The sequence below is a fragment of the Psychrobacter sp. 1Y10 genome (assembly GCF_052259005.1).
Lineage (GTDB): Bacteria > Pseudomonadota > Gammaproteobacteria > Pseudomonadales > Moraxellaceae > Psychrobacter > Psychrobacter saeujeotis.
In genome coordinates this window covers 154,901-181,305 of record NZ_JBQQES010000003.1, presented here as the reverse complement: position 1 = coordinate 181,305, position 26,405 = coordinate 154,901, and the positions used below count along the sequence as shown (strand labels likewise).

The 26,405-nt window shown below is 42.3% G+C and carries 18 protein-coding genes; 7 read left to right on the top strand and 11 right to left on the bottom strand.

The features are described from left to right. Positions 1 to 22: 22 nt before the first annotated feature. The 4 genes from rpsR to ppsA form a co-directional block, all read right to left on the bottom strand. Entirely contained in the window at positions 23 to 250 is a 228-nt protein-coding gene (gene rpsR, locus ACTXGH_RS06475) for a 30S ribosomal protein S18 (protein ID WP_058368567.1), read from the bottom strand. A 16-nt stretch (positions 251 to 266) separates the two neighbouring features. Next, complete coding sequence (gene rpsF / locus ACTXGH_RS06470) at positions 267 to 665, bottom strand: 30S ribosomal protein S6 (RefSeq protein WP_439260710.1); 399 nt, start codon at positions 663 to 665, stop codon at positions 267 to 269. 246 nt (positions 666 to 911) lie between these two features. Beyond that, complete coding sequence (locus tag ACTXGH_RS06465) at positions 912 to 1,892, bottom strand: RDD family protein (protein ID WP_439260711.1); 981 nt, start codon at positions 1,890 to 1,892, stop codon at positions 912 to 914. Positions 1,893 to 2,018: 126 nt separating this feature from the next. Further along, positions 2,019 to 4,403 (bottom strand): phosphoenolpyruvate synthase, encoded by a 2,385-nt coding sequence (gene ppsA / locus ACTXGH_RS06460; protein ID WP_439296015.1) that lies wholly within the window; start codon positions 4,401 to 4,403, stop codon positions 2,019 to 2,021. A gap of 561 nt (positions 4,404 to 4,964) precedes the next feature. On the opposite strand from ppsA, the gene ppsR reads away from it, so the two are divergent. The 3 genes from ppsR (at position 4,965) to sthA (ending at position 8,116) form a co-directional block, all read left to right on the top strand. Next, positions 4,965 to 5,861, top strand: a complete 897-nt coding sequence (ppsR, locus tag ACTXGH_RS06455; protein WP_420884168.1) for a posphoenolpyruvate synthetase regulatory kinase/phosphorylase PpsR — start codon at positions 4,965 to 4,967, stop codon at positions 5,859 to 5,861. A 94-nt stretch (positions 5,862 to 5,955) separates the two neighbouring features. Continuing rightward, on the top strand, positions 5,956 to 6,360 hold the full coding sequence (locus ACTXGH_RS06450; protein WP_439296014.1) for a DUF4377 domain-containing protein: 405 nt from the start codon (positions 5,956 to 5,958) through the stop codon (positions 6,358 to 6,360). Between the two features lie 106 nt (positions 6,361 to 6,466). Next, positions 6,467 to 8,116, top strand: a complete 1,650-nt coding sequence (sthA, locus tag ACTXGH_RS06445; protein ID WP_439296013.1) for a Si-specific NAD(P)(+) transhydrogenase — start codon at positions 6,467 to 6,469, stop codon at positions 8,114 to 8,116. A 116-nt stretch (positions 8,117 to 8,232) separates the two neighbouring features. Here the strand turns inward: sthA and ACTXGH_RS06440 are convergent, their stop codons facing one another. The 5 genes from ACTXGH_RS06440 to ACTXGH_RS06420 form a co-directional block, all read right to left on the bottom strand. Further along, positions 8,233 to 9,438, bottom strand: coding sequence for an ABC transporter permease (locus tag ACTXGH_RS06440; RefSeq protein ID WP_439296012.1), 1,206 nt, complete (start codon positions 9,436 to 9,438; stop codon positions 8,233 to 8,235). Further along, positions 9,438 to 10,769 carry an ABC transporter permease gene (locus ACTXGH_RS06435; RefSeq protein ID WP_439296011.1) on the bottom strand — a complete coding sequence of 444 codons (1,332 nt, stop codon included), beginning with the start codon at positions 10,767 to 10,769 and terminating at the stop codon, positions 9,438 to 9,440. The genes ACTXGH_RS06440 and ACTXGH_RS06435 overlap by 1 nt, the downstream gene beginning before the upstream one ends. 3 nt (positions 10,770 to 10,772) lie before the next feature. Continuing rightward, positions 10,773 to 11,954, bottom strand: a complete 1,182-nt coding sequence (locus tag ACTXGH_RS06430) for an HlyD family secretion protein (RefSeq protein WP_439296010.1) — start codon at positions 11,952 to 11,954, stop codon at positions 10,773 to 10,775. 60 nt (positions 11,955 to 12,014) lie between these two features. Further along, positions 12,015 to 12,881 carry a YihY/virulence factor BrkB family protein gene (locus tag ACTXGH_RS06425; RefSeq protein ID WP_439296009.1) on the bottom strand — a complete coding sequence of 289 codons (867 nt, stop codon included), beginning with the start codon at positions 12,879 to 12,881 and terminating at the stop codon, positions 12,015 to 12,017. Between the two features lie 104 nt (positions 12,882 to 12,985). After that, the gene (locus tag ACTXGH_RS06420; RefSeq protein WP_439296008.1) at positions 12,986 to 14,605 is read right to left on the bottom strand and encodes a TolC family protein; all 1,620 of its coding nucleotides are present in this window, start codon (positions 14,603 to 14,605) and stop codon (positions 12,986 to 12,988) included. Positions 14,606 to 15,003: 398 nt separating this feature from the next. Here ACTXGH_RS06420 and glpK point away from each other — a divergent pair, with 398 nt between their 5' ends. The 4 genes from glpK (at position 15,004) to ACTXGH_RS06400 (ending at position 19,902) form a co-directional block, all read left to right on the top strand. Next, positions 15,004 to 16,584 (top strand): glycerol kinase GlpK, encoded by a 1,581-nt coding sequence (gene glpK, locus ACTXGH_RS06415; protein ID WP_439260720.1) that lies wholly within the window; start codon positions 15,004 to 15,006, stop codon positions 16,582 to 16,584. A gap of 574 nt (positions 16,585 to 17,158) precedes the next feature. Next, positions 17,159 to 17,629 (top strand): hypothetical protein, encoded by a 471-nt coding sequence (locus tag ACTXGH_RS06410; RefSeq protein ID WP_299217962.1) that lies wholly within the window; start codon positions 17,159 to 17,161, stop codon positions 17,627 to 17,629. A 331-nt stretch (positions 17,630 to 17,960) separates the two neighbouring features. Further along, positions 17,961 to 18,989 carry an endonuclease/exonuclease/phosphatase family protein gene (locus ACTXGH_RS06405; protein ID WP_439296007.1) on the top strand — a complete coding sequence of 343 codons (1,029 nt, stop codon included), beginning with the start codon at positions 17,961 to 17,963 and terminating at the stop codon, positions 18,987 to 18,989. 220 nt (positions 18,990 to 19,209) lie between these two features. Beyond that, positions 19,210 to 19,902: a TetR/AcrR family transcriptional regulator gene (locus ACTXGH_RS06400; RefSeq protein ID WP_299216147.1), complete on the top strand. Its 693-nt coding sequence runs from the start codon at positions 19,210 to 19,212 to the stop codon at positions 19,900 to 19,902. Between the two features lie 138 nt (positions 19,903 to 20,040). Here ACTXGH_RS06400 and ACTXGH_RS06395 read toward each other — a convergent pair whose 3' ends face one another. Continuing rightward, complete coding sequence (locus ACTXGH_RS06395; RefSeq protein WP_439296006.1) at positions 20,041 to 20,973, bottom strand: hypothetical protein; 933 nt, start codon at positions 20,971 to 20,973, stop codon at positions 20,041 to 20,043. 114 nt (positions 20,974 to 21,087) lie between these two features. Next, on the bottom strand, positions 21,088 to 26,388 hold the full coding sequence (locus ACTXGH_RS06390; RefSeq protein ID WP_439296005.1) for a hypothetical protein: 5,301 nt from the start codon (positions 26,386 to 26,388) through the stop codon (positions 21,088 to 21,090). Between the last annotated feature and the right edge of the window lie 17 nt (positions 26,389 to 26,405).

Sequence of the window (26,405 nt, the reverse complement as noted above, 5' to 3'; positions counted from 1 at the left end):
TCATTCCTAGTTAACGGTTAAATTACTGATGGTTGTCAGTATACGGAAGTAGCGATAAATAGCGAGCCTGCTTGATAGCAGTGGCTAGTTGACGCTGATATTTAGTAGATGTACCGGTAATACGGCTAGGTACAATCTTGCCATTGTCACTGATATACTGTTTTAGCAACTCAACATCTTTATAGTCAATGTGAGTGATGCCTTCAGCAGTGAAACGGCAGAATTTGCGACGGCGATAGAAACGTGCCATAAGTATTCTCCTTTAATTAGTCTTCACTGTTGTCGTTGTCGTCGTTTTCACGACTGTCTGGACGACGAGTAGTTGCTTTACGTGCACGTTTTTCATCGGCATTTTTAGCTAACTGTGACTCTTCAGTGATAGCATCGTCACGGCGCATAACTAGGCTACGAATGATCGCGTCGTTATAACGGAATAACTCTTCAAGCTCAGCCAAAGTCTCACCGTCAGTTTCGATATTGAAAAGAACGTAATGAGCTTTGTGAATCTTGTTGATTGGGTAAGCCAGTTGACGACGGCCCCAATCTTCTAAACGATGAATAACACCACCGTTGTCTTGAACCAACTTAATATAGCGTTCAACCATGCCGACCACTTGGTCGCTTTGGTCTGGGTGTACGATTAACACCAGCTCGTAATGTCTCATTTGGACTCCTTACGGATTAGTAGCTATTAACCCTATGTTAATAGCAAGGAGATTTATAAGGTAAGCTGCCTCTCAAACAAATCATTAAAGAAAAGTTGAAAATAAGCTTAGGATATAAAGCGCCGTATTATAGCAGTAGTCGAGTCTTAACACAAAGGTTAATACTGTTGTCTGCCGATAAATAAAAAAGCAACGACTAAGCGCTGCTTTTAGTGAGTCTATATAGTTTTAAGTGGCTAAATATATTTATTTTACTACAGGTTGCTTAGCCAATTGGCTACTATCAGCTTTAACTACCAAAGTTTTAGCAATCTTATCATGCCACCCTATATTTTCAGGGCTTTTAGATGCTATAAAGTAGTGAACAGCAATGACGACAAATCCTAAGAAACTTGTAAATGAAAATAATAGGTTGTAGATAATAAAGAGTAGCAAGGTTCGCATACCGATAAGCTTAAGAAAAGAGGGTATACGATGTGTGGTTTGATCGACAACACGAATGCCAGTGATAAGCTTACCAAGCGACTGTCCACGTAATGTAATAAATACCAGTTGTAGCGCAAACAGTCCAAACACCATCACTTGTGACATCATTAAAGTAGAGCTAGGTAAGCTCTCCATGAGTGTCATTGAGTACTGGTATGCAGCGTCCATGTTTTGAATATCTTGAAACTTTGAATAGTCTATGTCCATTTTGGTTAATGCCAGTACCAGCGGAAAAATCGCTAATACATACAATAGGCCATTAAGCGCAGTGGCTAATACTCGTGACATGATAGGTGCCAAGACGACATTACCAATAACTTTATCTTTTTGAGACCCAGTCTTATTGACAGTTGACTTATTTAGTGACACGTTACTATGAGGCGTGTGATGACGGTTGGTTGTCATATCCGCTTTTGTGTTTTTGGCGGTATCTTTTGAGCGTTCAGGCTTACCATATAATCTATCTAGCGATACCGATTTACTACTTTGGGGGTTACTAGCATTGTCTTCTGGAAAGACTGTCACATTGTTGACAATAGAGTCGTTAGAAGGAGAAGAGATATCAGCAGGACGATAAGAATATTGGTTACCTGTTAAGTCACCAATACGTTGCCATTTATCTAAACCTTCATGCCATACCAAATCATCCAATACTACTTCACCAGATGTCAGCATAATATTTAACTGATCCAATGTATATGGACCTGCTTGTACGTTGTCTCGAGCAAGGAAAATCTGCATAGTTGCCTACATAATTAGTCATATCTTAAATCATTATATTAGGGTCTATTCGAAAAAATCAAATAGACCCTAATCAAAGTAACTTTAATGACTGTGTGAATTACTGCGGTGACTGAATACTGCAGTTTATTGTGCTTCTTCACCCGCTAAAAAGAACCAAGTGTCAAGGACTGAATCAGGGTTTAGTGATACAGAGCTGATACCTTGCTCCATGAGCCAAAACGCAAGGTCTGGATGATCTGATGGACCTTGACCACAGATACCGATGTATTTATCCGCTTTACGGCAAGCTTCAATCGCCATAGACAATAGTTTCTTAACTGCAGGATCACGCTCATCAAACAAATGTGAGACGATACCTGAGTCACGATCAAGACCAAGCGTTAACTGAGTCAAGTCGTTTGAACCGATTGAGAAACCATCAAAGTGCTCTAGGAATTCTTCTGCTAGTAAGGCGTTGGTAGGTAGCTCACACATCATAATAACGCGTAGACCATTTTCGCCACGTTTTAAACCATTTTTCTCAAGCAACTCGATGACTTCTGCTGCTTCACCAACGGTACGTACGAAAGGAATCATAATCTCGACGTTAGTCAAACCCATCTCATCACGTACGCGTTTTAGTGCTTTACACTCAAGCTCAAAGCAGTCACGGAAGTTGTCAGACACGTAACGACTGGCGCCGCGGAAGCCCAACATTGGGTTTTCTTCTGATGGCTCATATAATTTACCACCAAGCAAGTTAGCATATTCGTTTGATTTGAAATCTGACATACGAACGATAACGGGTTGATCCACGAAGGCAACAGCGAGCGTTGAGATACCTTCGACCAATTTATCGACATAAAAATCAACAGGTGATGCATAGCCTGCAATACGCTCATTGATCGCTTGTGATATCTCACGTGGCAAGCTATTCATGTTAAGCAGTGCTTTTGGATGCACGCCGATCATACGGTTGATGATAAATTCAAGACGTGCAAGGCCGATACCTTCGTTTGGCATTTGGGTAAATGAGAAAGCACGGTCTGGGTTACCCACGTTCATCATGACTTTAAATGCAAGTTCTGGCATAGATTCAATAGAGTTGGTCTGGATTTCAAAATCAATTTGACTCTCATAAATAAAGCCTGTGTCACCTTCAGCACAAGAGACAGTCACGTCTTGACCGTCGACCAGTAATTCAGTAGCGTTACCACAGCCAACGATGGCTGGGACACCAAGCTCACGCGCAATAATAGCAGCGTGACAAGTACGGCCACCGCGGTTAGTAATGATAGCTGAAGCACGCTTCATGACTGGTTCCCAATCTGGGTCTGTCATGTCTGATACTAAAACATCACCGTCTTGGACTTTGTCCATCTCGTTTAGATTGCTCACGATACGTATTTTACCAGCGCCAATACGTTGACCGATTGAGCGACCTTCACACAATACTTTAGCACCAGCTGTATCAATGACATAGCGCTCCATAACAGTACTGTCTTGACGACTTTTTACCGTTTCAGGACGAGCTTGTACGATAAATATCTCATTAGTATCGCCATCTTTTGCCCACTCAATATCCATCGCTTGACCATAATGCTTTTCGATAGTCATGGCTTGTTTGGCAAGATCAGTCAGCTCTTCAGTAGATAACGAGAACTGCATACGTTCTTGCTTTTCGACATCGACTGTTTTGACAGATTTGGTTGTGCTACCTTCATCACCGTAAATCATTTTCTTGTGCTTGCTACCAAGGTTACGGCGAATAATTGCAGGTTTACCATCCGTGAGTAGGCGTTTTGATAAATAAAACTCATCAGGGTTAACAGCACCTTGAACGACCATCTCACCCAAGCCATAGCTCGATGTGATAAACACTACTTGATCAAAACCACTTTCTGTATCTAACGTAAACATAACGCCAGCTGCGCCTGTTTCTGAGCGTACCATACGTTGTACAGCAGCAGAGAGGGCAACGCCTTCGTGCTCAAAACCTTTGTGTACACGATAAGAGATGGCACGGTCGTTGTATAAAGAAGCAAATACCTCTTTAATAGCGAGTAGCACGTTATCAATACCACGAATGTTCAAGAAAGTCTCTTGCTGACCGGCAAATGACGCGTCTGGCAAATCTTCAGCAGTTGCAGAAGAACGTACCGCCACAGCAATGTCTTTACCATCGCTCATCTCTTCAAATGATTGGCGAACCTCTTTTTCAAGATCTTCTGGCAATTCTTGTTCGATAATCCAATTACGGATTTTTTTACCTGTGGCAGTTAGCTTATTTACATCGTCTACATCGAGCGCTTTAAGTTCACTATTGATTTTATCAAGCAAACCTGTTTCAGTCAGAAAACGATTGAAAGCATTTGAAGTTGTAGCAAAACCGCCTGGGACGCTAACGCCCAGATCGGACAGATGACTGATCATCTCGCCAAGCGAGGCATTCTTACCACCGACCATATCAATGTCGTTTTTTCCTAACTGATCAAGATTGATCACAAGTGCTGTAGATTGCGCTGCCATGATAACTCCAGAAAATAAGGTTATTTAGTAAAGATTATAACGGTGAATTATACCGCTATATTTGGACAATTTCGAGGGGTTAGACCGAAAAACTTATGAAAAAGATACAAATTATAGAGTCTAGCAATAATTTGTGAGTAAATAATCGAACTATTGTCTCACTTATCCGAATATAAAGCAGCCAACTTAAGATAAATATTTTCGTAAATGATATGTATTTCTGTCATCTGCAACGTTTAATGTGCTCAAATCCACATAAAGGATTGTATTAAATGTCTGTCATTTAGATTTTATAGTTGTGCTAACTTTGATTCCTATTAAGTGTCTATTATGAGTATAATGTAGGACATAAAGTAACAAGCGTATAAGACCCTAATGGCAGCTAGTAAATTCATTAGAGACACAACTATCAGTGTACTAAATAAGTTGCCTATTTATATATACGTTATTACCATTCACCATATATTTGCCACATAGCGATTCAGTTTTAAAAATTGACACACTAAATATCATGAGTCGATTAAAGCTTACTATTGAGGTTTACACTAAGGTTTTCAAGTTATGTATTCAAACAGTCTGTCTGAGCAAGATAAAACGACTATTCAAAACCGTCATGCTTTAGGTTTGGACAATTCACAGGCGATAAGAAGCGCGTTCTTTATCTCTGATGGTACCGCCATTACAGCCGAAACGTTGGGCCGTTCTATATTGAGTCAATTTGCCTCAGTGCCATTCGAAACTCGAGTATTGCCCTATGTCGATAGTATCGAACGTGCTGAAAACGCAGTTGAGCAAATCAACATCGCTTATCAACGCGATGGATTATTGCCGTTAGTATTTGATACTATTGTCAGTCCAGAAATTCGCGAAAAGATTAATTCTGCTCATAGCTGTAATTTAGATATGTACGAAGGTTTGATCGGCCGTATCGCGGAAGAAACTGGTATAGAGCCAGATGCTCATTCTGGTCATGCTCACGATAACGTCGACTCTGAGACTTATAAAGAGCGTATCGATGCGGTACATTTTGCTTTGGATAATGATGATGGAGCACGTACGCGTCATTACAATATGGCAGATATCATATTAATTGGCGTATCACGTTCAGGTAAAACGCCAACCTCACTGTATTTGGCTTTACAGTTTGGTATTCGCGCCGCTAACTACCCATTGACTGAAGATGATCTATACGACAATCAGCTACCAAAAGCATTGCGCGAGCATAAAGACAAGCTGTTTGGTTTGTTGATTGATACGGATCGTCTAGTAAAAATCCGCCAAGAACGCCGCGCAGGTAGTCGCTATTCTAGCTATCAGCAGTGTCAGCAAGAGCAGCGCGCTATACAAGGTATCTACACTTCACAAGGTATTCAAAGCCTTGATGTCTCCGAGATGTCTGTTGAAGAGATTGCCACTCGCATTTTGCAAATGACGGGCCTAAAACGTCGCATTGGTTAATCTGATACATGTGTTTATAGTCGACCATTATTATCACTATATACTACATTTTATATAAGTATCGCTATACATTTATCACCACATAGAGAGTGTTATGAGTCTATCCCATCAACCTAAAACATCGCCCTTGTTTTTGTTAGGCCTGCTATGCAGTGTCACGTTACTTAGTGCTTGTCAAACGTCACCTTTTGCGCGCAAGCCTGTACCCGAGCCGCGCTATATACCTACTATCGTCTTAGGTGACGCGCAAACGTTAACCATTATGCCAAACCGCGTGGCCTGTGCCTCAGCATTACCGATGCAGTGTCTGCTAGCCAAGTCCAATAAAGATGGTTCGGTATTTCAAATCCCCTATGATTGGATTGATGACTTTACGCCAAGTCTTGGTACAGAGTATGTGATTAGTGCGCGTCCGCAGGTTGATGAGGGGCGTCAGAGCCTAAATGGGCATTGGACATTGCAAAATATTTTGTCACAACGTATGGTGGGCACGCCATAATACTGGCTATTAACGCATGAATGTATTGATTCACGTATAGATGGCTTCATAACAGTATGAGTAGATTGACAGACAAGTCAGTAAATAAATAATTAAAGAGGTTATCATGGGAAGCAAACGCAAAGATGATGCAACTAACGATACTGGTCGTGATACAAAGACTGAAGTATCAAACAAAGACAGCGGCGCTGCACCTGCTACATCTCCTGAGCAGACCAAAGAAAAAAATAAACAAGAACAAATCGAGCAAACCCACGAACAAGTCACAGAAGATGTTATGCATCATCCCGATTTGGTCAATCCGTTAGATGATACGCGTATCGATATCAAATCAGGCTTTACTAAAGATTCGCAGCGTATAAAAAGCGATCAGCATAATTTTGAATACGATGCAGTTGTGCTAGGCGCAGGTCCTGCTGGTGAGGCTGCAGCGATGAAGCTGGCTAAGTCTGGTAAAAAGGTAGCGGTCATTGATCCACGCGATCAGGTTGGTGGTAACTCTACTCACGTCGGTACGATTCCTAGTAAAGCGCTGCGTCAATCCGTATTTAATCTGATCAATTTTCGCCGTGATCCTATGTTTACCAAAGCGCTTGAATATGAGCAAGTGCCACTAAACAAGGTGCTGGCCAATGCTCGTCGCGTGATACGTAGCCAAGTGAGTACTCATACACGCTTTTATGAGCGTAACCGTATTGAAGTCATTCATGGCTGGGCAAGTTTTGTAGATGCCAATACCTTGCGTGTTGAAACTGACGAAAATATCTTTGAAACCTTTACTTTTAATAAGGCGATTATCACGGTTGGCAGCAGACCTTATCGTCCTGAGATTTTAGATTTTGATCATCCGCGCGTTTTTGATTCTGATAAAATTTTGCAAATGGATTATGTGGTCAAAAAAATCATCATTTATGGTGCAGGTGTCATCGGCTGTGAATATGCTTCCATCTTCACCGGTCTTGGCTACAAAGTTGACTTAATCAATAACCAAAATCAGCTACTAAGCTACCTTGATAGTGAAATCAGTGATGCCATCGCGCATGACTTTAGACAGTTCGGTGTCCTTATTCGTAGTAATGAAGAGATCGACCATCTTGAGACTCACGACGATTGTGTGATTTTACATCTCAAAAGTGGTAAAAAAATCAAGTCTGATGCAATTTTATGGTCAAATGGGCGCTCAGGTAATACTGAGGGCTTAAATTTAGAAGCCATAGGTTTAGAGGCTAATAGCCGTGGACAGCTCAAAGTAGATGATACTTACTGTACAGGGGTTAAAAACATTTATGCAGCTGGAGACGTTATAGGCTGGCCATCTCTTGCTTCTGCAGCTTATGACCAAGGACGCTGCGCTGCTGCCTTTATGGTCGGTGATAGAGATGCCGAACCAGTATCAAGTGTACCGACTGGTATCTATACCATTCCTGAAATCTCGAGTATCGGTAAAACTGAGCAAGAGCTGACAGACGAAAAGGTTCCTTATGAAGTGGGCCAGGCGTTTTTTAAACATTTGGCGCGTGCGCAGATTATCGGCGAGCGCTCTGGTGTATTAAAGATATTGTTTCATCGTGAAACGCTTGAAATCTTGGGTATCCATTGTTACGGCAATCATGCGTCAGAGATCATCCATATCGGACAGGCCGTGATGAAGTGTAATAATACCCTTGAGTATTTCGTCAATACGACGTTTAACTATCCAACGATGGCAGAAGCTTATCGGGTAGCGGCGTTAAATGGACTCAACCGAGTGTTTTAGATTTTGAGAAAAGACATAAAAAAGCGCTTGTTATTGATGTAACAAGTGTTTTTTTTGGCAAAGTGTTTTTAACTTTGTTTTTCTAAATGAGTATTGCTTCATTAAATACTTTTGGGTCAAGGGCATTTAAAAGTAGATTGTTTTGATTGTGTGCGCTTACGCATAAATAGAAGCAAGATAAAGTAAAACAGCCATAAACCAAACAAGGCATAAAACCCTATAGCGACTTGCGAGAGACTGGCGCCCATCTGATTTAGCTGTACTGAAGTATTGATCGCAGGGGTAGTAGGTATTAGCCAACGTAAAATTTGTAGTATTTCTGGCAACTGGTTAGCAGGCCAAGGATAACCACTCATAAAAAACATCGGCAGTGAGCTGAAAATCAAGATTTGCATACTGCGTTCACGCAAGCGAAACCACAAGCCAAACACACAACCAAGCGTCGCTACTGTCGGACAAAAAATCATCAGAAATAGCAAACTACCAAGCATGTTTTGTCCGCGCGGATAATGATGCAGCTCAAAGGTCCAGCCATAATAAAAGCAGCCAACTGTAAAGCTAAGTATACTCATGGCTGCAATCCGGCCGAGCCAGCCGCGAATACTGGTACTATGACGACGCTGCTCGTACCAAGTACTAATCAGCATTGCCGTGGCTATCAATAAAGTCTGTTGTAAAATAATAATAGACACTGCTGGTACCACATAAGCACCATAACCCTCAGTTTGATTATACAAAGGCATAATCTGTAATGGTACGGCTTGAGTGTTTTGCGCAGCAGTAGGCGCATAAGCCCCTTGAGCGACGTTTTTTTTGACTTCTATACCTGCAGATACTGTACTGACCGCCTGTAAGAATCCCATCTGCACGTTTTTATTTAATAAAAAGTAACCACCATTACCGAGTACGCTGACGCTGGCGGCTTTGCCTGATAACACTTGCTGCTCAAGTCCGCTTGGGATAATCATGTAGCCTGCAATCTGGTCTGTCCAAATGGCTTCTTTGGCTGCTTGCTCATTAAGGAAGCGTTTGGTGTTTAGTTGCGGACTGGCACTACTATAACGCACAATGGTACGCGATAAGTCGCTGTTATCATAATCAACAATACCGACCGGCACATGATTGACTACCTCAGATGAATAGGGCCATGGATAAAAAAAACCATAAATAATAGGCGCTATAACCAACATTAAGAGCACGCCTTTATCGGTAAACACGTCTTTAAACGTTTGGGTAAAGTTTGTCCAAAATGACTGTGGCACTGATGGTTTCTTTAAGGAGATTGGTGTTTTTATAGCATTGGTTTTAGATGGCTTTGACATTAGCGGGCTCCCCAGCGCTCAGGATGCGACAAGGCACGTTTGGTCAAAAAAACCATCAATATCAGCGCAATGATGGTTGCTAAAAGTAGGCCGTAGACAATGGGCAGTGATACCGCAACCGGAGCTTGCATTTGTAGCTGCGCAATGTGCAGCTGTAGATAATGCGTCAATGGTAGTGCATCCGCCCAATATTTGGCGCTGTCGGTAATGGCGATATAAGGATAGGTCACGCCTGCGAACGCATAGGAAGGTACGGAGATGAATCCCGTCGCAGATAATCCCATACGTAATGAAAACGAGCCGAGCGTAAACACGGCACCAAGCCAAAATGACAACATCATTAGTAATACTAGACTGATATAAGTGACTATCAAGGACTCTATGGCTACACCTTGTTGCGGTGTGGCAAGCCATAATGCCAATGCAGACCAGATGCTATAGGCCAGTATGGGCCAAAAATACTTACCTAATAATCCTGCAAATAATACAGCTAAGCTTGATTTTCTGACGTCAGCTATAGGTTTAGTAGGTTTAATATTTGGTACACTACTTAGCTCGTGTTGAGTATCTGTCACAGATTTACTGTGTTCGTTATATTGGTTGCTATCGCTGGTTGACTTTAAATAAGGTAAATCAGGCGTACCTGTATCAATAAAGCGAGACCAATGTCCAAGCTGCTTATCGCGCAGCTCGCGGCCAATTGTCGTTGCGCCAATCACCATTACTAAAATATGTAATAGTGCAGGAATCACCGTCGATGCCAAAAACTGCTGATAATTATTGATGGTATTAAATAGACTGGTACGCTGAATGGCGATAGGAGAGTAGTTGATTGCTGCCTGCGAAGGTGCCATCCCTTGCTTGACCATACGCTGTATCTCAACGCCTGCTGATAAAGTACCGACGACTGCTTGTACACTGGTCTGAATGATGCCTGAATGCGTACCATACTGAGCATTCACTTGCAGAATGACTGGTGCTGGTTTACTAGATGAGATATTGCGTGAAAAGTTCTCAGGTATGACGACGACCGCATAAACATCCAGTTGCAATATAGCCGCTTCGACATCGGCTGGCGAGTGGTACTGTTGATAGATGCTTAGCTCAGGACTGGCTTCTAAATAGCGCACCAGCGTATTGGCAATAGGGCCGTTATCTTGATCAACCACACCAATAGGCAAATCTTTGATTTGGGTTTGCGAAAATATCCACCAAACCAGCAATACCGTCGCTAATGGTATCCAGACTACCATTGCCAAATCCCATGGGTTTTTGGCTAAAAACCGCCGCTCGTACGCAGCACTACGTATGAATGCTTTTAACAGACGCATGCTTTACTCTTGAGCCTGAATAACAGCGGCCGGATCAATCTGGACAATAACACTCATACCAGAGCGAATCCGGCTGTCTGGGTTTGAAGGTCTTGCCTTGATTTCAAAAGTGCGTACATCAAAGCCGTCATTATTGTTGGTTGGTCGCCAAGTAGCGAAATCAGACAGTGTTGAAGTCGCATAAACTGTAAACTCTTTAGTAAAAGGCTTATCTGTAGACGATAGCGCTGGGATAGTACCCGTAAAATGCTGTCCAATGGCGAATTGGTTTAAATAATTTTCGGTAACGTTTAACACGACCCACTGCTCGTCTGTATTGACTAAGGTCAGTATTGGTACACCTTGTCCAATGACTTCACCTGCGCTGACGATGACATCATCCACAATACCAGCAATCGGGCTTTTGAGGTTGGCTTCTTCTTTTGCGACCAGCGCTTCATCTAGCTGAGCGTCGACTTGCGCGACTTGTGCGGTGGCAGCAGACTTATCTTCGCTGCGCGCGCCTTCTAATGCCAAGTCATACTGCAAACGCGCCGCTTCAGTTTGGTCTTGCGTAGCCAGATACTGTGCATAGGCTTCATCGCGCTTCTGCCTTGCCATAAGTCCTTCTTCATAAAGGCGATTGACACGTTGGTAGGTATTCTGTGCCAAATCAGAAGCGGCTTTATTGGCTTGCCAAGCGGCTTTTGCTTGCGCGATCTCTTGCGGGCGCGCGCCGTTTTCTGCCTTGTCTAACTGGCTTTGTGCCATATCTTTACCGGCACGAGCTTGAGCAATCTTTGCGTTGATTTCGGGAGAGTCCATCTCAATCAGCTGCTGACCCAGTGTTACTCTATCGCCCTCAGTGACCATAATCTGCGCAATACGCCCTGGTACTTTCGCTGCGATGGACGTTTGCTGCATTTGCATTTGTCCTTGTAGTGTCATGACTTGCGGCTTGCTCTGCCCAGTACTTTTGTACAAGCCATAAGCAATGACGCCAATGATGATGAGCAACACCATAGCAAGCAGCACTTTTTTTATCATGGCCGAGTCATTTGCTTTAGGCTTATTGTGATGATAATTGGGCGTAGCCTGTTCTTGTTTTGCATCTGACATATCCTCTATAGGCTCAGCAGCCAGCGCCGACTCATCAGAATCAGTTGGCTTGCTTGAGTCGTCTGATTCGTTTGGAAGTTTAGTCATGATGGTGATATTCCTAAAGCAACTAAGTTGAGGATAAAGGGGTTTATTACTAGGGGTGCTCTAATACACTCGAATAGTACAAGGTTTGTCGTTTCTTATGGCTTTAGAATTAAAAATAGCACCAAAGGCGACAACAAATGCGGAATAATAAAGCCACAGCATAATGACCACAGCTGCTGACAACGCTCCAAACTCGGCACTATAATTATTAAAGTTTTGCACATAAATCGAGAACAGCACAGACAATACAATCCAGAGAACGGTTGCAAGAACTGCGCCTGGTACCAGTTTCTTTAATGCTACAGCATCACGGTTTGGCGCTAGACGATAAAGACTTAGAAAGCTTAAAAATATGATACCTGCCAATATCGGCCATCTGCTCCAAAGCGCAATCGTCTTGGCTACTTGAGGGAAGGGAAAATAAGCCGCTCCTAAAGGAATTATAGCGATAGAAGAGATCGCTATAATTAAAATCACCACTGCTCCAAAGGTCAAACTGATGGCTCGAATCGTACCTTGTATAAAGCTGCGTTCTTGCGTGATATGGAAGGCAAGATTGATAAGAATAATCAATGACTTGATACCTTTAGAGCCAGCATAGAGGGCGAGCAAAGTCGATACAATAAGACTGAAAGTTAATGTAGATGTGGTGCTAGAGACCAATTCGCTTAAACGCGAGTTGAGGACTTCATATACTGTGTCAGGTATAAATGGACGCAAAATTAAAATCTGCTCTTGAATCTCAGTCGGTGAAAACGCGAGTCCATAAACTAGCACAAACACAGCCATTACTGGAAAAATCGATAAAAAACCAAAAAATCCTACGTTTGCACAATGTGCCCAAACATTAGAATTGTTCGCGGTACGCCATGTCTGTAGTAAAATCTGCAGCCAACTACTGGTCGATTTAGAAGTCATTTCTTTCATAAAAAATTGGTTCACAATAGGATTGGTGATGGAATGGTTATGAGATTATCTACAGTCATGAGTACAAAGGCCTATCGACGTAGCTTATTACTTTTAGTCATAAATCACTGTTTAGTATATAAAGTTGGCAATCGAATATCAGCCACCTTCAGATAATCGTTAAAGGCAAGCGGTGTACCGCAGCTTTGCATGAGAGCTGCAAGCCCTTGTACATAGTCGTTTGCAGCCTGCGCTTGTTCAGTACGGGCTTTAAGAGCTTGCGTTTGTGCTTGTACGACTTCGATAGTAGTATTCACACCTTCTTGCAGACCAAGGCGACGCAAGCGTAATACCTCTGCGGCTAAGTCGACATTGCTTTGAAGAGCCTGGTAGCGCGATTGAGCATTGTTCACATCGTTCCAGTTTTTTTCGACTAACAACAATAGGTTGTCACTGACTTCAATTTCGGACAAATTTGCTTGCCGTATCTTAGCATCATTGGATGCTAGCGACGCTGCTTTATCGAGTCCGCCCCACAGCTTCCAACTGGCTGACACACCTGCAATCCAGCTAGGATCTCTTTCAACCTGTCCATAGCCATACAGCATCACAGTTGGTTTATAACCTGTATCAGATAACTTACGTAGTTGCTCGGCTTGCATGCGCTTTGCAGCGACTTTTTGTAAACCTGGATGATGATTTAGTGCCAAGTTCTGAAAGTAACTGACATCTGGTAAAGAGCGGCTGGATACAAATAGTGGGGTGGTTGGTTTGATACGGTAGTCTGTTCGCAACAGACGTTGTAAGGCTATCATCGCCAGACGTGCGTCATTATTGGCATTCACTGATTCACTTTTTGCATCTGCCAATGCTGATTGCGCCTCCAATCTATCAACACGTGAGATAAAACCCTCTTCATAAAGTCGCTTCGCCATATAGTCGGTCTGTTGCAGCGTGTCATAAGCGTCTTCACGCAAGTAAGCGGCAATAATCGCCAGTTGCGCCTTGAAGTAACGCTCAATCAACGTGTTATAAAGCGCATTTTTATCAAGTACGCTGTCTGCCACTGCCTCTTGAGTGCGCGCATCTGATGCACCAGTGAGTGCTGAAGTGCGTCCAGCAGTATAAACAGGCCAAGCAAAACCAAGACCTGCCCCTGCTGTAGAGCCTGAGCGCTTAAAGTCGTAGGAGTCAGGGATACGATCACCAATCATCTCACCAAAGTTTGGCAAATCTGGTACAGGTGGCATCGGAGGAATAACGTCACCAGTATTAGCACCAGCATTATTTACACCGTTTTTGAGCGTTGATAAGTCAATATCTTCTTGTACATTGTAGGCATTGGCCGATAACTGCGCGAATACAAAAGGATTGTCTATTGTTTTAAGAGCATCGGTTTGATATTCATTGGCTACAATGGCAGCTTGATTGGCAGCAAGTTTGGGTGAAACTTGTAATAAGATTTCTTGTGCTTGCTCAAGACTTAAAAAGCTAGATACATCTAATGGATAGCTGTTAGCGACTTCTTTATGAGTAATAGGGTCAATGAGAGTGTCTAAAGTAGGGCTACTTGATGGCTGCAGTAAAACCGAGTGAACTGGTTTAGGATGAGTTTTATTCATTGAAACAAGTTTTTGGCCATCATCTGTACTTACAGTATGGTCGTTCGCTGTGCTGTGAGTTGATACTCCTACTAGCATAATAGTTGCAATCGTACATGGCAGAGATAAGATGGCAGATTTCATGAAATATAAACCGTCAATCAAGAAGCAAATGGTCGTCGTATAATAAGGTATTGCGATACAGAATACTTAAGTAAAAAACAATTGAACCCACTGTCACCTATAGTAGAAGCTTTAATACAGGTAGCAAGGCGTATACTGTAGAGATACAACTGTAACAGGTCAATGCTTATTACTTACTTATCGTTCATTCAGTGTTGAGGTTTTATATAATATGCATCAAGAGATAGGGGCATTATAATACTATACCGCTATAAATTTTGTAGAATGATGGTGTATGCTTTATTTTAGGGACTATCATAAAAACAGACAACTATATAACTGGCTTTAATACGGTTGGTCTTAAAAACATCGGGTAAGTAGAGCCAAAGATATTGCTTGATAAAGTTGAGGAGTAAAAAATGGCAGGATATATAGTGGCATTGGATCAAGGAACAACATCGAGCCGCGCGATTTTGTATGATGATCGTGCGCGTCCTATCGAGATTGCCCAGCAGCCCACTACGTTACACACGCCAAAAGCTGGCTATGTAGAGCAAGATGCGCGGCAAATCTGGCAAACTCAAATTAGCTGTGCGCACGATGTCATTAATCAAGCGGGGTTACTGGCAACTGATGTCACTAGTATTGCTATTACCAACCAGCGTGAATCTATTGTCGTTTGGGACAAACAAACAGGTACACCGCTAGCGCCAGCGATTATTTGGCAAGATAGGCGTACGACAAGCTACTGTAAAAACTTGGCCAGAGATAGTGTTGATGATGTAGCGATGCACATTCAACAGATTACAGGCCTGCGCTTAGATGCCTACTTTAGTGCCAGTAAGATTGCTTGGCTGCTTGAACATAATCCCAAGATTAAAGCGCGCGCTGCCAGCGGTCAGTTAGCGGTAGGTACCATCGACAGCTGGCTAATTTATCAGCTGACTGGTGGCGAGCATGTTATCGATATCACCAATGCTTCACGTACACTATTATATGATATTCATAAGCTGGCATGGTCAGAAGATCTGTGCGCGCGCTTTGATATTCCAATGAATATATTACCGAAAGTACTGCCATCAGATGGTGAGTTTGGCAAGACCAAAAAAGGCTTGTTTGCCAAACAAATTCCTATTCATGCCGTGCTAGGAGATCAGCAAGCAGCGTTATTCGGACAAGGTTGTCTTAAGCCTGGCATGGCCAAAAATACTTACGGTACTGGGTGTTTTATGCTGATGAATATTGGTCAGATACCCAAACTTAGTGAGCACCAACTACTGACTACGATAGCTTGGCAGCGTAAAGCTCCTATTAATCGTGTAGATAACCTATCTATCAGTGACATTGTGCAGTCTGGTAAACGTATGATACAAGCGCCCGCTTCTTTCTTTGGTCGCGAAGTTACTTACGCGCTAGAAGGTAGCGTCTTTATGGCAGGCGCTATCGTCCAGTGGCTACGTGATAATCTTGGCATGATCAAACAAAGCTGCGATGTTGAAGATTTAGCGCGGCAGGTAGACAGCAGCGAAGATGTCGTATTGCTTCCAGCCTTCACTGGGCTTGGCACCCCTTATTGGCGCTCGGATATACATGCTAGCATTAGCGGTATGAGCCGCGGTACTACTAAAGCACATATCGCTCGTGCCGCACTCGAAGCAATTGCCTTTCAAACTTATGATGTGCTGATTGCTATGCAAAAAGACAGTCCGCATTCATTAACGGAGCTAAGAGTCGATGGTGGTGCGGCAAACAATGATTTACTTATGCAGTTTCAAGCAGATTTACTCAATGTCCCTGTTTTACGACCTAAAGACACTGAAATTACCGCTAAAGGAGCAGCATTATTGGCTGGTCTAAAGAATGGTTTATATGACGATCAAACAATTAAGGAGTCGTGGAAAGTCGACCAGATTTTTGAGCCTCAAATGCCTTCTGATAGACGAGCGCAGCACATTGATAAATGGCAACAAGTGATTGCTAAAGCGCTAATGGAAGTTTGAGAGATATACAAATATAAGATGCCTTTGTTTAACATTCTTAATATAAGGTTTATATGGCTGACTAACAACTATACATCCTGTAACCTAAGGTCATCATGACATCGACATATTTTACATAAACGTTCTATCGACAAGTGTTGATGATTTTTATACTTTAATTGTGGTTAACCAAGAATAGTAGCCAATTAGAAGTTTGGCTTATCAATCTAAATTTATAAATAATAACCAATTTAAGGATAAAATTATGAGTAATAAAAATATAAATCGTAGCGACCGTGTGATTTTAGAAGATGAACACATAAATGACGATCAAAATAATAAAACTTTTGCTGGTGACCCATTAGTTAGTACCGATGGTTCTATCATAGAAGATCCCAACTCACATCCCTCTACTCATATTAGTGACCAGTTAGTTAGTACAGATGGGCACATTGTCACTGATGATGATTTAGGAATCTCTGATAAAGAGCGTATCATTGCTGACAATGCCCGTAGAACGGCCGATCCTGAAGTGGTCGACAGAAAAGTAGTTACTAATGATCGAGACAACATTGATCGGACTGAAGTAAAAAATATGTCTAAAGAGACAAAGAAAGATCTTAATGCAGATCCTATTACTGGCAAGCCAGGATCTCATCCGGTAGGTACAGGTGTCGGTGGTGTTGGTGGCGCAGCTGCAGGAGCAGCAATTGGTACAATGGCAGGACCACTTGGTACCTTAATCGGTGGTGCTATCGGTGCAGTTGTTGGTGGCGGCGCAGGACATGCAGCAGCAGAAGCGATAGATCCAACTCGCGAAGAAGCTTACTGGCGTGCAGAACATGCCAATACTAGCTATTATCAGCAAGGCCATGATTTTGAGCGTGACTTACACCCAGCTTATGCAGTAGGTTATGCCAACAGAGCACGTTATCCTGCTGATGCACGTTTTGAAGATCATGAGCACGACCTAAGACGTTCTTGGGAAGAGGTGAAAGGTGATTCACGTTTGGCATGGGATGATGCCCGCCTTGCATCACGTGATGCATGGAACCGTGTTAGCTAGTAATTACTGTTAGTAAGTTACATGTCGTCTAACAGCGTAGGTTTACAAATAGTTTAAGTTGTATACATTATTACTACTTAAAAGTAAAGGGTGGTAATTATTGTGTATAAAATATTGCTGGTTTGTGAGTCACAAGGGAACAAATGTATATGCAGTATAACGAATATACCCAACTAATGTAATTTGTGCTATGTTGAAGCTTCCAAAGGTAACTTTGGAGGCTTTTTTGTTTGCTTTTATTTAGTATCAATGAATATTGAGCAATAATGGATCGAAACACAATATTTAAAACAGTCATTTAAAGCCATATAAAAATAAAAATAGGTAATCTATGGATCGTCATACAGGTAAAAATGAACAAAGGCAATTTTATATAGCGACTGCTAATTTACTCAATTTTGCCAATCCAAATCGAATTTATTATGAGAATGCGCCAGCTTACAATCAAAAGACCTATCAAGATAAATTGCAAGGAATAACTGAATTACTCACCAAGGCTCATGCAGATATTATCGCAGTACAAGAAGTATGGGACAGTGAGGCGTTGGAAGCGTTGGCAGTATCACTGGGATTTAAAGCAGAACATGCGATCATTCCACTTGCTAGTAACGATAGCTCTAGTAAACATACCTACGGTCAAGGCGCACAAAAGACGCCAGCTGTTGGTTTTATTAGCCGTTTTGCTCAGTTAGAGAGCACACTATTGACAGATATAGTGTCCGAAGCTGTCATTGATATTCCTGATGTTGGAGCTTATCGTCAATTTAATCGCCCACCACTGTTATTACGGGTTGATGTGCATGGTCAGCCAATGACAATCATCACGGCCCACCTTAAAAGTAAACGTGCATACTTTTTAAGAGATGAGTCTGGTGATTTGTTAGAAGATATGGATGATCCTAATATTCGTGTGCGCGCTAAGTTACGCAGTTTATGTATGCGAGCGGCAGAAGCTGCATCGATACGTATGTCTATCATTCAGCGATTACAGCATACCCGTGAACCGTTGATATTGTTAGGTGATATGAACGATGTCACTGGTAGTGTGACTACGCAGTTAATGTCTGAGACAGGAGAGGTGAACTATGACAAAAGTATGCGTGACACAGCCTTGTTCGATGCGGCGCGTATTCAGGCTCGTTATGGTTGGATGAAAGACGTGGCATATACACATATTCATCAGGGCATGCCAGAAGTTATCGACCAATTATTTGTTTCAGAAGAGTTTTTGCCTGACAGTAAGTTTTCGCTAGGCCATGTAGAACGTGTGGATTATTTTAATGATCACTTAAAGTGGGATTATGATGATAGAGTCACTGACCATGGTATTGTTCGAGCAAAGATAAGACTTCACAATTAACCGTACAACATAACGAGCCAAATTATCAATAGGTACATTATCATCTAATCTATTCACGCCCCTTGTTTGATAATGTGCAAGTGTTTATGATGCTCCCTCATCGAATTTAGTAGCAACAATACTTACTATTAAATTGACATTAGTATGCTGGTTTAATGTTAGTGTTATTCGATGAAGATCATATCTATAAATAATAGGGCGTAATAACAAGAGGTTCATAATGAGTGATCATAAAGACGACAAAATAGAAGACATATTGGTCGATTCAGAATTGGCTAAGAAGTTGGTACCAAACAAGTTCAAGTTTACAAGCCAGCAAGGTCGAGTACGCCGTCAAAAACTGCTGATGGGCGCAAAAAAACTGAGTGAGACTCGCTCTATTAATGATATTAGCTTGGCTGATGTGTGTGAAGAAGCGGGTATTCCGCGAGCCTCTGCTTATCATTTTTTTCCAAACATTGAAGCGATATTTTTAGCATTACGCTTTTTGAATGCAATCGAGATTTTAGAAATACTAACCACGGTTGAGACCGTAGATTATGATAGATGGCAGGGTTATCTAACGGCTCTTATCCAGCGCTGCGTAAGTATCTTCCATGATGACCAGACCAAAGCCAAATTGATCTATGATACCAATACACCAGATTTTGAAGGTGATGGTTTTGGTGAAGACATGGATCATCAAATTGTTGAGCTAGTGTATAAGCGTCTATCAGAACGCTATGAGATGCCAAAGTTTGAAGACATACAAGATATACTATTAGTAACTTACAGTATTATCAATGGTGTATTTACTTTGTCTTATCGTCGTCATGAACGAATCACAGATAACTATCTACAAGAAGCTACCACAGCGTCTATTGCTTATCTACGTTGCTATTTACCAGAGAAGCTTCCTCGTAAAAACCGTTAAGACTCGGTTGTACTCATTTAAGCTTTATTTCATCATAGATAATACCGTTTACTATGAATAAATAACGAAACAACTGATATTGAAAAGCCGACATAATGTCGGCTTTTTTTGTTTTACAGATCTCTATAGAGCCATAACTTAGTTGATGAGATGTTTTATGGTGTTATGACCAATACTATATTTGGCAGTTGGCATAGTCATATTTAGTGTTATAGACTGAGTTAAAGACGAGTTTTTAACGTCATTAATGTTTGATGTATGGGAGGTCAAAGACAATGATTGACCACGACAAATATCATCTTGCGGATCTAATGGTACGTATTGCTTATAGTAATCGACGATTGAGTTCTCAAGTGCTACGTTGGTCTTTGAATCATGAGCGTTAACGTAGGCTTCACGTGCCTGCTCTAACCAACGCTCAGCCATCCGAAAATGCGTACCAGACTCACGTCTACCATGCGCACATTGATCAGCTGCTGCCCAAATGAGAGCGACTTCACTAAATGCTAACTCACGTGGAGCAATGATTTTGTTATCACTGTTTGTTGAAGCGCTACCTTTCAAGGCACTTATTATTGCCCACAGATCAGGCCTCATCAAAGCAGATGTCGATGGAATATCAGTTGTTAAACGTAGCTCCTCATCGGCATTACTTTGTAGCTTTTGTAAAATAGTAGCGGCAGCTTCTAATGCTTGTCTGCCAGCAGATGAGTGGCTTTTTATACTGTTCTCATAAGAAGCGTAGTTTAGCCAAGCTTGGGCTTTATAAGCAAAGTATTGCTGGCGTGCGGTTAGAGGGTTTTGTTGGTATGAAGCAAGCTCGGTCAGCATACAATCAATAGTTTGCGGCTCAGACAGCTGATACTGTAAGCGGGCATTTGGTTTTACTTCATTATCATAGCAATAGTTAATTGTACTGGGGTTGTCTTTAGCTGGGCTCTTGTTGTGACGATTACTATCTGCAGCCTCTGCCAAAGGCAAAAATGCTATTAGCGTCATTGCAGATAGTGCAGTACGTTTGCAAAGCTTGTAGACAGATACTATCGTCGTCAAGTTTGAAGTATTTAACATAGTGCAAGCCTTGTTGTATGTCGACTCATGCATGAGCCAACTTATAATTTTTACAAAATATCGTTATATATGAAGCTATTTTATCAACAAACATGCTCTCAACAATAGGTTTTTTTAGGTCTTAGGCTTAGCGCTTATATGTTTGTTTTTACGTGGGTCGGTACGTTCAAATAAGTCTTCATCAAACTTAAAGCGTAGCCTAAAGTAAGCGCCTTCTTGGGTGCTGTCATCATAGGCGATATCTTCGTCTTCAAAGCCCATAAAGTTATAACCAAGTGATAACCATAAGTTGGTCATTGGACTATAACCAACCTCCGCACCAAGCATATAAGCTAAATCATTGGCTTGATTGTTCCAGTAGGTGCCTGCTTGTAAGCCAATATCCCAACGCTCACTAATATCGTATAGACCACGTACATAAGCAGCATGAGCTGTGTTTTCGCTTTCTAAATTATCAGCTTCGTATTGGTTATATTTACCCGCATAATGTCCAGATAATGTTAATGGACGGGTTGGATGGTAGTTGCCACTCCATGACCATATCAGTGAGTCTTTTTGATATGGATCTGTTCCAGTACTGTTATCGTCTAAGCGATACTCAAGCTTTGCGAGCATATCTAACTGGTTGCTATCATAATCACGATACGCTGCACCCAGCTGGAAGCGGTTGATAGTACGATGACCATCATCATAGTCTACTCGTGAGTAGATGTCTTTTGCCAGTAGGGTAATGTCATCAGTATAGCGATAGGCGATACCGGCACTACCTAATAATGTATCACTAGAATTGCCCCAACGTTTCTCTAAGCGACCTGATGCTTTGTAGTTTTCTTGAGCCAAGTATTCAACACCAAAGCCAGCAGCGGTTGCCGTGCTGTCCTCTTCGCCTTCAAGCGATTCAACCCGCTCAAATAAAGTATTTAGGGTTAGACCTTCTTGGACATACCATTTGTTTTTCAAACCAATAGCCGCTTCGGCTTCACGTGCGCTAATGGCATCGCGGGCACGGTATTCACTATAGACTTTACCGTCTTTCATATAGGTCGCATCAAAACCTACAACAGTACGTTGACGCTCATCGGTATCATCAAGACCGTAGCTACCTGATAAGCTATTGATTAGGTCATGACGCGCATAAAGACGACCTAGATTACCTAGTGGAGTTTCACCGCCGATAGACGTTGCGTTACGTGCACTGTGCTCAACATCTTGCTCATATTCAGCAAATACCAAGGCTTTATTGAGCTTAGGTAGGCGAGCAGTGATACGGGCGCGGGCTGTCATGCCTTCTATATCTTTTTCTAAAGTATTCACGCCGTTGAGTGCTGACTGGTTAATCAAACTGTCATTAAATATTGGATTCTCATTTTGATCGACGATATCAGTGTCTACGACGTCGGTCGCTGCTTGCGTATTACGTGAGGCAGCAGTCGCTTCTTGTTTATAATAACGTAGTCCAATTTCACCAACGATGTTTTGGCTTAAGCGCTGCTCAATACTCGCCTGTACGCCTTCGCGACTGGCATTGGTAGTATGGTCTTCGGTACGTATACCTTCAAACGTTAGTACAGTTGTTTTGTTTTTAAATTTATGATTGGCTTCTATCCCAGATTCAGTACGTCCAGCGGTTAGAGGAGAGGCACCTGTAACGAAGCCTTCATCAGCTTTATTATAATAAGCTTTAGCGCGCGTGCGGTTTTTGTCGTCGTAATTTAGCTCGATACGTAGGGCATCGCCATCAGTATTGTCGCCTTCTAATAACTCTGCATTGATCTGATTGCTAGGTTCATAATTAGGATTTTCAGCTTTGTTCTTGGCATACTCTGCGACCAGATTCAAATTGTTGTTAAATTTGATGACACTGTTAATGCTGGCAAGCTCTTCTTTGTTTAGTGGATCATCACTATTGATATAGCTACCACCGACAGAGATTTTGCCAGTTAGCTGCTGTTTGGCTGCTACGCCGCCGACCCAGTAGTTTTCGCCGCCTTCGTCTACTTCAACAGTGACGCGCAGGTAGATAGGATTGCCATCAATATCTTGGCTAGCAATAGGAGCTTTGAGATATAGGCTGCGACTAATAGGATCGATCTCATAGTCAGCAAAGCGCGTTAATGTCTCACGGCGCACGATCAAGCCAGGATTGTTTGCATCGCGGGTGATGACTTCGATGGTTTCAGAATTTTCGAGTACCGCGTCAAAGTCGCCAGCGAGTAGATAGGGGCCTGAAATACCGAGACCACGAGTTTCATTTACACGTTGTGATGAGCTGGTTTCAGCAATGAAAGTCGTAACACGAGTATCTGCATCCTCATATTGGGCTTTAACACCCGTTAAGGTACGGTTGTATTGACCAAGCTTGATACCTTCGTCATTGTCGATCTGAGTTTTTAGGTCGCCGTACATAGCAAATGAGCGGCCTTTATCTAAGCGGATATATAGCTTGCTCGTAGATTGAGCGTCGAAACCTTTGGCGGATGAATCGCCATATACTGGGTAGTATTCACCTGGATCGATATCACGAAATAGACGCTCACCTTTTTTGTCGCTGTCATAAGCTAGGGTCAACAGATAATCACCACGTACTTTCCCTTTTAAAAACATTGCCGCGCGAACAGATGCTGCATAGTCGTCACTGCCTGCAAATTCATGCAGCTCTTGTTCAAATGCGCCTTGAGCATCAGTGATACTGCCGCTATCAAAGTCTTTTAGTGATATAGCGCCTTCTACAATACCTACCGCGATAAGCGGACGTAGTTTTGCGGTAAACTGCAGCGGAATCACTTGCTTGCTGCTACCAGTATCAATAATTAGCTCACCTTTACCAGGAGCATTTGGCGCAATTACTGGAATCAGTAGCTCGCCACCGTCTACGCTAAACTGGGTGCCAGCTTGATCTTTGTTGTTGTCTTTTAGATTGATACGGCCAATATTGGTATCAATAGTAATAGGTGTCGATGAGATATAAGGAAGATTGTTACGATCTTTTAGGCTAATGACGACTTGGTATTCGCTCACACCATCAGCTTCGATCAAACGCTCTTGAGTACGATAATTAATCGCCTGCAAGCTATCGGGCGCGATGACTTCGATAGTTTGCTCTGAGATAACCTTACCTGTGACGTCAGTTGCGACGCCGCGTAGAGTATTGCTACCACGCTTAAAATCAACGGCATAATAATCAAAAGCTGTGACATTTTGGTTTGCTTGTTCGGCTGTCTTTCCGATTTTCTCTTCTGGTACCGCTTTACCATTCGCATATAGAGTAAAGTTTGAGCCTAGTGGCGCTTGAACTTGAACCAATTGCTTGTACGAGTTTATCTGTTGACCTGCACTTAAGTTAATAAATGCTACATCGTTGTTGGCTACTTTTTTAAGATATTTTTCAAGCTCTGTTTGTTTGGGCGGTACGACAGTATTGACTGTTAGGTTAATACGTTCGTCAGTAGGGTTAGCCATATCGGCAACGATCGCTGAATCACACTGAATACCACGATCTAATTCATCATTAGACTTACAGCCACTGGCATCGACATTGTCGTCATTATTAAGGTCGTAATCAGGCTCCAAAGCTAACTCGCTCTTGACGGCTTGCTCAAGAGCGTCATTTTTGGCACTAATGCTTTTACTACGCGTCATAAGCTCTTGGTTTAGGCGCTCAGTACTATCGCCCATGCCGCCCACTAGCGCAAAATCCGCACGATGCATCTCGCCATATTTTAGGTCGACAAAACGGCTGCCCGCATCGCCTGCGTTACGGTTGCTTTGAGTAATGAGCTCGGTACCCACCGGTAGAGTCGTGCGATCGACTTTTAGTACGTGGGTCTTGGCGCTGATACCGTAGAAGTTATATTTACCTTCAGGATCTGTAACGATATAGTTGCCGTCTTCCATATAGATGCGGACACCAGCGACACCAAGCTCACCATTGTCTTTTTGCTGGATACCGTCGCGGTTGATGTCATGATAAATTTTACCAACGATAATACCATCGGTATTCATGACGCCGCGGCTTACATCAATTTTCCATTGTGCTTCTCTAGAGACTAATACTTGGTCGTTTTCATTACGACCTTGAGCGATAGCTCTATTAATACCGTCACCACCTAATGCCGATGAGCCAATCAACACGCGATAGTTGATGCTTCTGCTCTCACCAATGGCCATATCGCCCAAACCTAAAACTTGATATTTTCCCTCAGTTTTAAACTCAGTGATTTGGCTGTTATCAACGCGTAGACTGCCGGTCACATAATCGAAACCACGTGGTAGCGCATCTTTTAATTGGACGTCATAAGCAGTCGCTGCACCATCGTTTTTTACGGTAATACTATAGTTAACATAATCACCAAGCTCGGCAGATTTGACATCACCTTCTTTAGTCACCTGTAAGTTAGGAGACTCATTGATGATGGCGATATCACTGCTGATTTGCTCATCAATATAGCTAAAATGAGACGCATTAGGTTGCTCATCTAACCCAACTTTTTTGTCAATACAAGCAACCAATTTGGCTTGTAGCGTATCGCCCTTTAATGTTTGGATGATATTGTCATTGAGTGCATTGGCATTATTTTGTGTTGGTGCTGACAAACGGTACTTACCCGTATTGTCACCCGTTTCGACAGCTTTAAGAGAGTAGGTGTCTCCCGTTTTCGGTGAAGTAATAGTCACCCAGGTTTGATCTGGCTTATCAGGCTGTACATTACACTGTGCGTAACCGGCCTCAACATAAATATCGCTACCAATTTGCGAGTTTCTTTTACCACCAGTAAAGTTCCAAGACATAAAGTTAATACTAGGCTCGACAATGACGAGGCTGTCGGACACTGCTGCCTTTACTGACTCATCTTCAACGACGACTGCGCCGATCTTAATGTCAGCAGTATCGCCATCTTGCGCGTTTCTGTCAGTAAGGGCTTGTACGATGAGCTGGATACTCTCACCTTGTCCGATTTTGATTGAATTAACATTAGTAATTAATAAATCATCTGAATCAATCAGACCGTCTTTATTGATATCTTGATAGACTTTAAAGTTGGATAGACTGCTTGGGATATCATAGCTTAGCGCGATAGTTTCATCACTATAACTGTTATTAGTCAGCACGTTTTTCCATATCACTTCACTACCAGACGCTACAGTCTGTAATGGTGATTGGCTTAGGCGAAGGTCATACTTCTCTAACGCTGATGCTTGGACTTTTACTTGGTTTGAGGTGCTGGTCAGTAATACGTCTTTATCGTTATTGACATAATATTGAGCATTGGCAATATTATCAATGATGCTAAGTACATCAGACGTAGCTGCCATAGCGGAATTTGATTGCATAATCAGTATAGCCGCAGTTAATGCAGATAATTTGGCTGCTTTAGCCGATAGACGAGTAGACTGAGTGATACAGTGAAGTGTCATATTACGTGATTATCCAA